The following is a 13,620-nucleotide window of genomic DNA, read 5'->3' as shown; positions in this document are numbered from 1 at the left end:
AATTTTGAACTAAAATTTGTAGCTTAGTAACATAAATAATCAGCAACGGTTTGTTGCGTTAACAACTTGAATGCAGCATTTAAAGCCGCTAAAGAAGCATCATGTTTTTCTCTTTTTTCTTTATAAACAGGACCTTTTCCTAATTTTTTGGTTCCTTTTCTACCTTCAGCTTCTGCAATATACGTTTCATATAAAGTATTTGTTTTTATTTCTTGAGATGTAATTTCTGCTTTTAGATTATTAATTTCTGAATTTATTTCAGCAATTTCTGGTGTAAATTGTTGTGCAATTTGTATTTTATTGTCTAATGTCATTTGATTTTTTTCGGTCAATAAAACTTGATTGATTTCTTTCTCAAATAATTTTAATTCTAGTGGTTTTGATATTACGATGGCAATAATAATAGCCAATAAAATTCTTGGAGAAGCTTGTAAAAATTCTTTGATTTTAGAATCAGATTTTTTTATTGTAGAAACAATAAAGCGATCTAAATTAAAGATTAATATTCCCCAAATCAATCCGAAGAAAATAGCTGTATAGAAATTGTTAAAAACAGTAAAAAGTGCATAACTGCCTGCAATTGTTGCCATAACGGCTGTAAAAAAAACGGTGGCACCAATACCCACATATTTATTTTGTTCGCCATTAGAACAGTTTTCTATGAGGTTTTTGTCTACGCCAGAACAAGTAAGGAAGAATTTTTTAAGCACAGTATTTTAATTTTTATACTATTAAAACGTATTTGTGCTGAATTTGTTACATAAAAAACCCTCGAAATTCGAGGGTTTTAAAATTTAATCTTTAATAGGGGTTTTAGAAATCCAGACTTTATAATTGCTATTGTTTGTGCTTTCCGAATGAATTGATAAATTTTTATTCTTTTTTAGTATTTCAATTGCTTTGTCAGAATTAATAGGTTCTTTTTCAAAGTAAAATTTAGCGCCTTTTTTTGCCATTTTTATTACTTGATCCAAATGATTCCTTGGAGGTTTTGGTACAAAGTCATTTCCGCTTCTTTTTTTCCAAGCTTCATATGCTTTTTTAGCTCTTAAAATTTCTTCCTTAGAAGCATTCGGATTTGGTGGTGGAGGTGGAATTAATAATTCATCTTTCTTTGTTAAATCACTTTTTAATTTATAAAAAACCTTATTGTTTTTCATCAATTTTAAATAAGGATATTGAGGTTGAATAGGTTTTTTAGTCTTTTTTTTATCTTTACTAGACAATTTAGAATATAAATTTCCTAATAAAGAATACTCTTCTTTTAAACCCTTCTGCCTTTTTTTTGTGCTTTTTAAAAAATGAGGTTTTTGGTTTCTTTTTGCTTCATATAACTGGTTTCTTTTTTGATATTTTGTAATAGAAGTATTTATTGCTTGTTTTTTTTCCTCTACAATTTCTTTAAGATCAAACTCATTTTTATATGATTTTGGTATATTATTTTTAAACTCGCAAAATAACTCATCATGGTAATATATTTTTGTGATGTATTGATTGGGAACTACATCGCTTGCATTTACTTTTGTATTTGATAATATTTTTCCGTTTTCATCTACCAATTTACCTTCATAATTAAAGTATTTAATCTCATCTTTTGTTTTTACGTAATAATGATTTTCACCATTTATATCTGTAAAACCAGTAGTATTAATAACTAGATCAGAATCTTTTTTTTGATTTTGAGGCTGTTCATAAATTGTTTCGATATTTTCTTGTGCTTCAACTTTTTCTGCAAATAGGAAAATAAATCCTGTTAATAACGGAATTACCGCCAGTTTTTTTAACCAAATTTTTGTTTGTGAACTTTGTACTGTCATCATTTTTAATCTTTTTTTAGTGAGTGAATAATTCAAATTACTGGCCAAGTAATATTCGTTGTTCCAAGCAGCTTTGTTGAGTAATAAATGCTGATATTGGAAAGTATTTTTATGTTGATTAATAACAGTTTGATCTGCTAAAAATTCATGGTTTAATTGTATTGCTTTTTTTAACAAAATAAATAAAGGGTTGATCCAGAAAAAAGTTTGTAATAACTCAATAATTAAAACATCTAAAGTGTGTTTTTCTGTAACGTGAGTTAGCTCGTGAGTAAATAATTCATCCTCAATATTTCCGTTTTTATATTCTTTTTTGTTGATAAAAATGAAGCTCCAAAAAGTATGTGGTAAAATTTTCTCATCCACTAAAACTATGATTGCTTTTTTATGTTTTACTTTTTCATTTACAAGAGTTTTTTGTACAATTTTGTATATGTTTCTTGTAAATCGGATTAAGAAAACGAAAGAGATTAAACAGTAAATACCTATAAATAATTGATTATAATTAAAGGTGTCTTCAATAATTATTGGATTTGTTTTTTCAATATTTAAAGTTTGTTCAAAACTTTGTATTACTGAATTAGGTTCCGAAATTGCCTCAACAGTAATGGTTGTTAAAGGTGCTAAAAATGAAAAAAAAACACTGCCTAGTAAATAAAACCTATTAAAACTATGCATTTTTTCTTTTTCTAAAGTAAATTGATAGAAAAATAATAAAAGTGCCAAGCAACTTACTGATTTTAAAAGATATATTAACATTTTTTTTGATTTTTAATCTGCCTATCTATAACTTTTTTTAATTCTTCTAATTCCTCATTAGATAGGTTGGTTTCTTTTGTAAAAAAAGAAGCAAATTGGCTTGCAGAATTATTAAAGAAATTTTTAATTAACCCGTTTACATGATTAGAAAAATAATCTGTTTTTTTTATCAAAGGAAAATATTCTCTCGATTTTCCAAATAATTTATAATCAATAAAACCTTTATCATTAATTCTTTTTAATAGAGTTGCTACTGTTGTTGTTGCCGGTTTTGGTTCTGGAAAATCTTCTAACAAATCTTTTAAAAACGCCTTTTTACGTTTCCATAAATATTGCATTAATTGTTCTTCAGTTTTAGATAATTGCATATGAGTTTTATTTTTACTCTACAAACATAGAATAATTATTTTAATTCTACAAATGTAGAATTAAAATAATTTAGTTGGTTTTAGTACCTTCGTATAAATATATTTTAGAAAATGAGAAAAAATATTTGCTTATTAATTATCATTGTTTTTGTTTCTTGTAGCAAGAAATTATTTAAAGAAAAATGGACAAAACAAACTGCTCCTGCAGTTTTTGAAGCTAGATTTGAAACTACCAAAGGTAATTTTGATATTGTTGCTAAAAGAGAATGGTCTCCTAAAGGTGTTGATAGATTGTATACGCTAATTAAAAATGGTTTTTATACAAATATGCCAATTTATAGAGTTGTGCCAAACTTTGTTGCACAATTCGGAATCCATGATAACCCTGAAGTAAATAAAAGCTGGAGAAACTATGGAATAGAAGATGAGCCCGTGCTTGTTAAAAACGATTCTATGACTATTTCATTTGCAAGAGGAGGAAAGAGAACAAGAACAACTCAAATTTTTATCAATTTAAAAGAGAATCATAGATTAGATAGATTAACCTATTCTGGTGTTACCGGTTTTCCTGTAGTTGCAAAAGTGATAAATGGTGCTGATGTTATTTTAAAATTTTATGATAAATACGGAGATAAATTAGGTCGTCGTCAAGATTCTATTCAGCAATATGGTAATGAATTTATTAAGAAAAATTACCCAAAAGTAGACTTTATTCATAAAGCTTATATATTAAAAAAGTAATTTTTTTGGATTCATCATTCTTCTCTTTTTTACTTTGAAAATTCAGTTAAATATTTATAGAAGTAAGGTATTGTTTCAATACCTTTTAAATAATTCCAAACTCCAAAATGCTCATTTGGAGAATGTATTGCGTCAGAATTTAGTCCAAAGCCCATTAAAATAGATTTACTATTTAATTCTTCTTCAAATAATGAAACAATAGGAATGCTCCCGCCACTTCTTTGAGGAATTGGCACCTTACCAAAAGTAGTTTCATAAGCTCTACTTGCGGCTTTATAGGCTATTGTATCAATTGGAGTAACATAACCTTGGCCACCATGATGGGGTGTTACCTTTACTTTTACAGATTTTGGAGCAATACTTTCAAAATGTTTTTTAAACAAATTAGTTATTTCTTTCCATTCTTGATTTGGTACTAAACGCATAGAAATTTTTGCAAATGCTTTGCTTGCAATAACAGTTTTTGCTCCTTCACCAATATAACCTCCCCAAATTCCATTTACATCTAAAGTTGGTCTAATCGAATTTCTTTCATTAGTTGAGTATTTATTTTCGCCATATACCTCATTTATATCTAATGCTTCTTTATAATTTTTAAGAGAAAAAGGAGCTTTTGCCATTTCTGCTCTTTCTTCTTCAGATAAATCTTCTACTTTATCATAAAAACCAGGAATAGTTATTTTGTTATTTTCATCATGTAAAGAAGCAATCATTTTTGCTAGAATATTAATGGGGTTTGCAACTGCACCACCATATAATCCAGAATGTAAATCTCTATTTGGCCCAGTAACTTCAACTTCTACATAGCTTAAACCACGTAAACCTGTTGTTATTGATGGTATATCATTAGCTATCATTCCAGTATCAGAAATTAAAATAACATCGTTAGCCAGTTTTTCTTTATTTCTTGGAACAAACCAAGCTAAACTTTCAGAACCTACTTCTTCTTCACCTTCAATCATAAATTTAACATTGCATGGCAAATTTCCTGAAGATGTCATATATTCTAAAGCTTTTATATGCATATACATTTGTCCTTTATCATCACAAGCACCTCTTGCAAAAATTGCTCCTTCAGGATGAATTTCTGTTTTTTTAATTACAGGTTCAAATGGAGGAGAAGTCCAAAGTTCAACTGGGTCAGCAGGTTGTACATCGTAATGGCCATATACTAAAACGGTTGGTAATTTTGGGTCAGTAATTTTTTCTCCATAAATTATAGGATAACCTGGAGTTTCACAAATTTCAACATTATTGCATCCAGCTTCTTTTAAGCTTTTTAAAACAAAATCACTTGTAGCTAAAACATCTTTTTTAAATGCTTTATCAGCACTAATAGAAGGTATTTTTAATAATTCTATTAACTCATTTAAGAATCTTTGTTGATGTTTTTTTATGTATGCTTTTAGGTTATCCATTAGTTATCTTTAAATTCATATCAAAAATAGAAAAATAATAATGAACCTCTTTGTAGTTTGTGATGAATGTTTATATTTGCAAACCGAAATGCAGGCGTGGTGGAATTGGTAGACACGCTAGACTTAGGATCTAGTGCCGCGAGGTGTGAGAGTTCGAGTCTCTCCGCCTGTACAGTAATCGCTGTTAATCTATTGATTTACAGCGATTTTTTTTTAAATCGAATTGTAATTCTTTTTTTTGTTTTTATATATTGGTATTATGCAGTTACAGCTCCTATTTAGAATACTTATTGTTAACAAAAAATTTACAATCGTTGAGTTGTAATTTCATATTTTTGCATATATTACAGATTCACTTTAAGACTTCCCCATAGCTAAAAAAGTTTATTAATAAACGTTTCTAGATGTGTAAAAAAGTTGCTGCTATTTTATTGTGTTTTTTTTCTTTTTATGCTTTTGGTCAATATTCAAAAATAGATGATTTAAAAAATGTAATAAGTAAAGATGATACTAATTCCAAAGAAGTAAGGCTTAAAACACTTAAATTATTACTTGCTCAGTATCAAAAAACAAACTCTGATTTAGATTATAAATATGGTTTATTATCTTCTATTGCTAAATCGTTTCATATATTAAAAGAAAAAGACAGTGCTATTAAATACTGTAATTTAATACTCAAATCAATTGATAATAGAAAAAGAAAATCAAATGTTACTTCTGCACTACAAGTTTTAAGTAGTATTTATTTAGAGGAGAAACAATACGGTAAAGCTAAAAAAGCACTTTATGATTTAGCTAAAGACACAATTAATTATTCAGTTTATGGTTATTCTGAAGATAAAAAAAAGGAATGTAAACTTTATATATACAATGGTTTATCAGTATTATTTGAAAAGCAAAAAGAATATGAAAAAAGCCTTGAATATTTAAAAAAGAAAATAAAATTAAATAACTCTATTCAAGACAAGGTTTTAGTAACCAATTTTTCTGATATTGAAGTAAAATATCGTTCAGAATTAAAAGAAAAATTACAGTTAAAAGAAGATTATTTAGAACAAGAAAAGATAATTAATAAAGCTAATTTTCAAAAAGGATTACTTGCTATTTTCTTATTAATTGTTACTATCTCCACTTTTTTTATTTGGAAACGTTATCAAATGGAAATAAATGCAAAAAGAATTGTTAATAAACAAAAAGAAAATATAGAACATCAAAAAAACTTAATAGAAAAACTTCAAAAAGAATTACACCATAGAATTAAAAATAATCTTTCCTTTATTGACCTGTTTATTAATTTGGCAAAAGGTAAATTTCCAAATAAAGAATATACCAATAAATTAAATGAGTTGCAAAATAGAATACATAGTATGTTTGAAATACATAAGCAACTTTTAAAAAAAGACGATGTAACTTCTGTAAATGCTAAAAATTATATTGATGTTTTAGTGAAAAATGTAAAGGAGTCTTATATTAAAAATAATATTTGTCTTAATAACAATACTAATGAAAATGAAACTTTATTGGCAAATATTTCATTTCCGGTTGGAATTATAGTTAATGAGTTTGTAACTAACTCTTACAAATATGCTTTTATCGAAGATGAAAAAGGAACTATTAATATTGCCTTAAAATCAGATAAAAAAAACTACCATTTATCACTAGTAGATAACGGAAAAGGATTACCTAAAGATTTTAATATAGAAAGTTTAAATTCTTTTGGGTTAGAAACTATACAACTTTTAACAAAGGAGTATAATGGAACTTTTTCTATTAGTGGTACTAAAGGGGTTAAAATGAAAATAATATTACCTAAAAATGTTGCATAAAAATGAAAAGTAAAGGACATATACTTGTTGTAGAAGATAAGTCGCTTATTTATAAAAGAATTAAAATGCTCTTAAAAGAACATCATTATACTGTTGAAGATTATACACCAAGTGTTAAAGAGGCTATTGCTAATATTAATAAAATAAAACCAGACCTAGTTTTACTGGATATAGATTTAAAAGGAGAACACAAAGGTACTTATTTAGGTGAGCTTTTAAGTAGCAAATATAATATTCCATTTATATATGTTACTGATTTTGATGATAATCAAACTTTTTATGAAGGTCTTAAAACAAAGCATGGAGATTTTATTTCAAAAAATAAGATTAATTTAAATGAAGAAAACCTTAGGATTATTCAAACCAAACCTCATTTAGATGAAGAACGATTAATTCGTTCTATTCAAACAGTTCTTGAGCAAAATAAAAAGAAACCAGTTCCAATAATTAAAAATTCAATTTTGGCATATGTAGACTATGTTAAAAAAACTAAGGAATTAGGTGTAGATGAGCTAACTCAGGTGCCAATTGCATTAAAAGAAATTGCTTTTTTTACAACCGATTCTGAAGAAGTGGATGAAGATAAAACAAAAAATAGTAATAAAACAATATATGTAAAATTACAGAGAAATAATGCTCGTATACAAACTTGGTTAAAGAAATCTTATATAGTTCCAAGTAGTTTGTCAGTTATATTAAAAAGTATGCCAAATTATTTTGTACGTATAAATGATTATTATATTGTAAATATAGATTCTGAATTTTCTTTACAAGGGCGTATAAATGGAAAATATATTAAGGTTGCTGATCAAGTATTAGAAATCTCTGATAGGTACAAAGCAGATGTAGAACATAAGATAGAGAATTTATATCAAAAAATAAGATAATAATCTTTTTCTACATTTGCTTTATACTTATATGAATGAGTTAGTTTATGTTGGTGATTTTATTGTGAAAATAGGTTTTATCATTAAAAAACAGTCTTTTTGCATTTTAAAACCTATTTATTGCATTATAACTTCTTCAGTACTTGTAAAGTCTATTTATTTGTAGACTAAAGATAGTTAGAGTATATATATTTTAATTCTTACTCCCCCAATTTTTTAGTTGCTCCCCAATTTTTAACTACGTACAATAATAATATACTTATTCCTTCTAAAGGAGTTAAGTTTATTGTATATGGTTAAGCTATAATTCATTAATCTAGGTTTTTAAGTAAACTAATAAAATAGCTATGTTGAATTATATTGTAAAACAGTTATACCAGATTGAGGAGGAAAATTAAAGAATTAATTTTTGTAATATCCCCCTTGCTTTTTTTTATATCAACAACACAATTCGTGTTTGGAGTAAATACATATGCTCTAAAAACAAGTAAAATTAATGCATTTAGAGTTGTTTTTGATATTCAGACTGAAGTTGAATTAGGTGTCAGTGTTTTTTTTGATACTTCTAAACGTACAACCCTTTTAACTAATCAAAATATTTTTAATAACTGCTCAGGTACATTTAATTCTAATTACCTATCTATTTCACACTTTAAAAATGATTTAACATTTTCTAATGTTTTAACAAATCGTTTTAGTAGGGTATTTAATCCCTATGGTAATTTAACCAGAATAACAACTAAAGCTACTTTAGTTAATAATATGTCTCTAAGGCAAAATAGTAATAAAATAGACGTAAGAGTACTTTTAGGTACCGGTTTAAGCTCAGAGTATGTAGGCCAAATACCTGTTTCAGATTTACAAGTAAATCCCCCAATTTTTGATAATATAATTATTTCTGATGATCTACAAATTTTAGATCGCAAAGGACCAATAATTAATATTATGCATAGACTGCCGCCTTTGATTAAAGGTTTGGAACAGTGTATTGTAATCCCTTTTCAAACATTAATAGCTAAGGGAACATAATAAGAAAATTAACAAAAAAATATGAAACAGAACAGTTCCTTTTTAATTCAAATTTTATTTATGCCTTTGGGTTTGTTGCTCAAAAATATACAGGCTCAAGGTTATACAACAGCTACAAGTCATGTATTTAGTGCTATAGAAACAATTACTCATAATACTAGTAGTCAAGAAGTATGTAGTGCTACAATAGAAGAGAAAATATATACAACTTTAGTAAATAATATTTTAAAATAAGTGTATCATGGTAGGGAAAAACACGAAAAAATTAATTTTAATAATAACACTTTTATTTTTTATTGTACCAAAAACTCAAGGAGTATTTGATGTAAGTACATATATTAACAAAATAACTATAGACAATGCACCTAGTATTGCTTCAAAAATTGAAACAACAGCTATATCAGGTGAATTGATTGTTAATGAAGATAATACAACTAAACCTGTAAGTAATTTAGTAACTGAAATTTGCGGTAATGGTATTGATGATGATGGAGATGGATATATTGATAGTTTTGATTCAGATTGCCCAGATTATGCGCCTATAGCATGTTCGGAAACAGATTTTTATCAAACATTATATGTTTCAGGAGCCTATAGATTCTATAGTGTAAATCCAACTACAGTTACTTTTACAGAAATTTCTAATTTATCTTCTCAAGGAGCAAGTTCTGTTAATTCTATTGGTTATAATATAAAAGATAATTTTATTTATGCTATAAAACACTCTGGTACTCCAAAATACCTTTATAGAATTAATAATAATGGAGATTTACACAATTTAGGAGAATTAACAGGAGATATTTCTGGGGATAATCAAGCAGGAGATTTTGATAATAATGGAGATTTATATGTTACAGGGAGCAGTGGAAAACTATATAAAGTTGATGTTACCACTTTAGCAACTACTTTAATTGGAACAACTGGAGTACATATGAATGACATTGCTTTTAATCCTAAAGACGGACTCTTTTATGGTTGGGTTTCAAATAAAGGATTATATCAAATAGATCCAACAACTGCTGCAATTACTAAAGTAGGTGCTATTAATACTGATTATGACGGTTTCGGAGCTATTTATTTTAATACGCAAGGTGAATTGATAGGTTATGGTGATAGCAATTTTGTTTCAGGAACAACCCAAAATACTTTAGTTAAAATTGATATTGTTACTAATGATGTAACTGCTTTAGGAACTGGTGCTTCAGTGAAATATAATGATGGTTGTTCTTGTGTATACACAATGGGCTTTACCAAATCTACATCAGTTAAAAACGTAAATTTAGGAGATACTTTTACCTATACATTTACATTTAATAATGAATCTGGACAAAAGTTAGATAATTTAACCTTTTCAGATGTTTTGACAGATGGTTTTACTTGGGCATCAGATCCATATGATGTTACTGGAGGTATAACAATTACAGGTACAACAAATACTACAACTACTGCAACTTTAGATATAGACGATGTTCCTTTAGGGGAAAGTAGCTTTAAAATAGATGTAAAAGTACCCGTAGATTGTAATTTAGATTCCGAGTATACAAATCAAGCATCCATTTCAGGCTTAAAAGCCAATAACCCAATTTTTGATGACGAGATATTTTCAGATGATCCAGATGATCCAGAAATTTTAGACCCAACAGTTACGGTAATAAACACCCTACCTACTGCACCTATAAGTGGTGGAGATTTAGAAGAGTGTGCAACAGATACTATTCAAACATTAACAGCAACAGCAACTGTAGAAGTGGGTTCTACATTAAAATGGTACGATGAAGCAACAGGTGGTAATGTGGTAACAGATTTAACACTTTCTTCAATTGGGAGTACTACTTTTTATGCAGTAGCGGTTAATACTTCAGGTTGTGAAAGTCCTCGAACTCCAGTAATTTTAACAATTTTAGATTGCCCAGAGGCTAAAGATGATGTTCTTTCTGTGTGCCCAAAAGAAAGTACAAATGTATTAAATGTATTAAGTAACGATTCTTTAAGTAATGTAACAGCAACAATTAGTACAACAAATATTACTGTAGTTACACCTGATTCAGCAAACATTTTAACTTTAAATACTGCAGATGGATCAGTAGATATTGCTTCTGGATTTACCGTAGGAAATACATATACTATATCATATAAAATATGTGATATTAACAATGCTTCAAGTTGTGATTCAGCTACAGTTTCAGTTACAATAGAAGACACTACAAGTCCTGTAATGCCAACACTTGCCGATGTTACTTTTGAATGTAGTGGAACACCAACAGCACCAACAACGACAGATAATTGTGACGCAAGTACAATTACAGGAACGACAACAACAGTTTTTCCAATTAGCACCTTAGGAACCACGGTAGTAACTTGGACATTTACCGATGTAAGTGGCAATACTACTACTGCAAATCAAAACGTAATTGTTGCAGATACCAATGCACCAATATTTGATACAACACCACCTACAGAAAGTATTACGGTTTCATGTACAGATGATATTCCTGCTGCAACTACTATAACAGCAACAGATACTTGTAGTACTGCAACTGTTTATGTAGATGAATCCCGTACAGATGGTAGTTGTTTTGGACAATACACAATTGAAAGACGTTGGGTAGCTATTGATAATTTTGGAAATAAAACCACATCAGATGCACAAATTATTACAGTAAACGATGAGGATGGACCAACATTTAATGAAACATTACCAACAGATTTAACTTTAGAATGCACAGATACTATTCCTGTTGCAGATGTATTGACTGCAGCAGATTGTTCAACCATTGTAAATCAGGACATTAAGAGTTTAACTAATGATTTCTATCTTGATATGGATAAAATTATTGATACTTATGACTCTAATAATGATGGATTTGGTGTTATTTTTTCAGATGTTCTTGTTACTGATATATTTCAAGACGGTACTCCAATTGATTTCTTCAATTATTTTGCAGGAGTTACGGTTACGCTTACAACAGAAGCTGTTCCAGGAACTGTAAACCCTAGAGTACGTAATAATGGTTGGGGATTTAAAATTAGTAATAGTAAAATTACGCTTACATTTTCAAATGATGTTACATTTCAAATATCTGGTAATCCAGGTTTATCAAGTGGAGAAAAGTTAACTTTTTCTGGAGATGGAGATCAATTGCATCCTTTTCCAATTTCAGGTGGAACAGATTATGGAGTTAACTTTTTTGGATCTTCAGATATAGTTACAACAATTACAGATCCTTATGTTGTTTATAATACAGGAGAAAGTTCGATTAATTATGCAGGTCAAATATATGGAGGTAGTGGTACTGAATTAGCTGTACAACAAGAAGAACCAAATGGTAGTATTGCCCAGCTGTTTGTATCTGTTTTTATGTCTAATGATAGTAGTACTGTGCCAGTTTCTTATACAGAGGAAACCGAAGCAGGTTTATGTACAGGTAGTTCTGTAATAACAAGAACTTGGACAGCAACAGATCAATGTAATAATATAACAACTCATGCCCAAAAGATTAACATAAAAGATACAGTTGCACCAACAGGAACCGCACCAGCAGATATAACTGGTATTCAATGTATTTCAGATGTTCCTGTAGCAGATATTGAAGCAGTTACAGATGAAGCAGACAATTGTGGAGGAAATGTAATAGTAACAGTGGCAGACACGAATAATGGAGGAAGTGGTTGTAATGGTGATCCTTACATAGTAACTAGAACATATACCTTAACCGATTGTGCAGGATTAACTACAGACTTGGTGCAAACTATAACGGTTGAAGATACTGTTGCACCTTTATTTATTAGTGTTTTACCACAAAATATAACTGTAGAATGTGATGCTATACCAACAGCTTCAACTTTAGTTGCAATTGATAACTGCCCAGATGATTTAAGTAATAAAACACTAGATTGGTCAGATTATGAGTCAACAGGGGCTTCAGGTTATGGTATAGGGAGTACATCTGAAGTGTTGGATGTTAATGGAACTAGTATAGCGATAGATATAATTGATTCTGCAGGAGCATTAAATTCTCCAACACCAATTGTAAACAACTTTTATCAAGGTGATTTAACTGCACAAGATGAAACATTAATTATTTCAGCAAATATTTCTGCTTTAAATACAAGTAATAATATTACTACTAGTTTAACATTTACAGGAGGAGTCGTAAACAATGTTAATTTTAAAATGTTTGATATAGATGGAAATGATGATGAAGCATTTTTTAGACATGAAAAGTATACAATAAATGGTTATTCTGGAACAACATTAGTAGTGCCAAGCATTAGTGGTGGTGGAACACAAATTATAACTTCTAATGTTATTGAAGGTATAAACTCAACAGACTCAACTGGAACAGAAGCAGCACAAGAAGTAATTTCAGTTTATTTCGGTGATCCAATAGATAGAATTGAGATAATTTTTGAAATAGCTGATATTCAAAATACTGTAGTAAATACGAATAGCACTCCAGGTTTTGGTCTACATGATATTAATTTTTCATTGTTGCCTGTAAGTAACGAAGTGGCAGTAAGTTATACTGAAGAAAAAACTGCAGGAGCATTTGATAATAATTATAGTTTGACAAGAAAATGGACAGCAACAGATTCATGTGGATTAGAAACTGAACACTCTCAAATTATTACTGTAGCAGATACCACCGCACCCGTAACACCAACACTTGCCGATGTAAGTTTTGAATGTATTGGAATACCAACAGCACCAACAACGACAGATAGTTGTGATGCAAGTACAATCACGGGAACGACTAGCACAGTTTTTCCAATCA

At 28.9% G+C, this 13,620-nt stretch carries 8 protein-coding genes, 1 tRNA gene and 2 pseudogenes; 7 read left to right on the top strand and 4 right to left on the bottom strand.

What is annotated here, in order from left to right; all coding sequences use genetic code 11:
• Nucleotides 1-41 precede the first annotated feature (41 nt).
• From Q0733_RS12515 to Q0733_RS12505, 3 genes and pseudogenes are all read right to left on the bottom strand, one after another.
• A pseudogene (locus tag Q0733_RS12515) lies at nt 42-710 on the bottom strand (DUF4407 domain-containing protein); the annotation flags it as partial.
• Nucleotides 711-794: 84 nt separating this feature from the next.
• The gene (locus Q0733_RS12510) at nt 795-2,576 is read right to left on the bottom strand and encodes a M56 family metallopeptidase (protein ID WP_298782609.1); all 1,782 of its coding nucleotides are present in this window, start codon (nt 2,574-2,576) and stop codon (nt 795-797) included.
• Entirely contained in the window at nt 2,570-2,944 is a 375-nt protein-coding gene (locus Q0733_RS12505) for a BlaI/MecI/CopY family transcriptional regulator (RefSeq protein ID WP_298782607.1), read from the bottom strand. The genes Q0733_RS12510 and Q0733_RS12505 overlap by 7 nt, the downstream gene beginning before the upstream one ends.
• Nucleotides 2,945-3,055: 111 nt before the next feature.
• Between Q0733_RS12505 and Q0733_RS12500 the strand changes: the two genes are divergently transcribed.
• Entirely contained in the window at nt 3,056-3,685 is a 630-nt protein-coding gene (locus tag Q0733_RS12500) for a peptidylprolyl isomerase (RefSeq protein WP_298782605.1), read from the top strand.
• Nucleotides 3,686-3,714: 29 nt separating this feature from the next.
• Here the strand turns inward: Q0733_RS12500 and Q0733_RS12495 are convergent, their stop codons facing one another.
• The gene (locus Q0733_RS12495; RefSeq protein ID WP_298782604.1) at nt 3,715-5,103 is read right to left on the bottom strand and encodes a dipeptidase; all 1,389 of its coding nucleotides are present in this window, start codon (nt 5,101-5,103) and stop codon (nt 3,715-3,717) included.
• 90 nt (nt 5,104-5,193) lie between these two features.
• On the opposite strand from Q0733_RS12495, the gene Q0733_RS12490 reads away from it, so the two are divergent.
• From Q0733_RS12490 to Q0733_RS12465, 6 genes and pseudogenes are all read left to right on the top strand, one after another.
• A tRNA-Leu gene (locus Q0733_RS12490) sits at nt 5,194-5,275 on the top strand.
• A 232-nt stretch (nt 5,276-5,507) separates the two neighbouring features.
• Nucleotides 5,508-6,929 (top strand): sensor histidine kinase, encoded by a 1,422-nt coding sequence (locus Q0733_RS12485; protein WP_298782602.1) that lies wholly within the window; start codon nt 5,508-5,510, stop codon nt 6,927-6,929.
• A 2-nt stretch (nt 6,930-6,931) separates the two neighbouring features.
• Nucleotides 6,932-7,816, top strand: a complete 885-nt coding sequence (locus tag Q0733_RS12480) for a response regulator (protein ID WP_298782600.1) — start codon at nt 6,932-6,934, stop codon at nt 7,814-7,816.
• Between the two features lie 453 nt (nt 7,817-8,269).
• Nucleotides 8,270-8,845 (top strand): hypothetical protein, encoded by a 576-nt coding sequence (locus Q0733_RS12475; RefSeq protein ID WP_298782599.1) that lies wholly within the window; start codon nt 8,270-8,272, stop codon nt 8,843-8,845.
• Between the two features lie 21 nt (nt 8,846-8,866).
• Complete coding sequence (locus tag Q0733_RS12470) at nt 8,867-9,079, top strand: hypothetical protein (protein WP_298782597.1); 213 nt, start codon at nt 8,867-8,869, stop codon at nt 9,077-9,079.
• Nucleotides 9,080-9,086: 7 nt separating this feature from the next.
• Nucleotides 9,087-13,620, top strand: a pseudogene (locus tag Q0733_RS12465) (hypothetical protein); the annotation flags it as partial.

This window comes from uncultured Polaribacter sp. (assembly GCF_947500975.1).
Lineage (GTDB): Bacteria > Bacteroidota > Bacteroidia > Flavobacteriales > Flavobacteriaceae > Polaribacter.
Note: the sequence above shows the minus strand (reverse complement) of the source record. Positions and strands in the feature narration are given on the sequence as shown.

What these genes read in the sequence shown, in the direction of transcription:
- Q0733_RS12510 (WP_298782609.1), bottom strand. Translation starts at nt 2,576, where the DNA reads ATGTTAATATATCTTTTAAAATCAGTAAGTTGCTTGGCACTTTTATTA.
- Q0733_RS12505 (WP_298782607.1), bottom strand. Translation starts at nt 2,944, where the DNA reads ATGCAATTATCTAAAACTGAAGAACAATTAATGCAATATTTATGGAAA.
- Q0733_RS12500 (WP_298782605.1), top strand. Translation starts at nt 3,056, where the DNA reads ATGAGAAAAAATATTTGCTTATTAATTATCATTGTTTTTGTTTCTTGT.
- Q0733_RS12495 (WP_298782604.1), bottom strand. Translation starts at nt 5,103, where the DNA reads ATGGATAACCTAAAAGCATACATAAAAAAACATCAACAAAGATTCTTA.
- Q0733_RS12485 (WP_298782602.1), top strand. Translation starts at nt 5,508, where the DNA reads ATGTGTAAAAAAGTTGCTGCTATTTTATTGTGTTTTTTTTCTTTTTAT.
- Q0733_RS12480 (WP_298782600.1), top strand. Translation starts at nt 6,932, where the DNA reads ATGAAAAGTAAAGGACATATACTTGTTGTAGAAGATAAGTCGCTTATT.
- Q0733_RS12470 (WP_298782597.1), top strand. Translation starts at nt 8,867, where the DNA reads ATGAAACAGAACAGTTCCTTTTTAATTCAAATTTTATTTATGCCTTTG.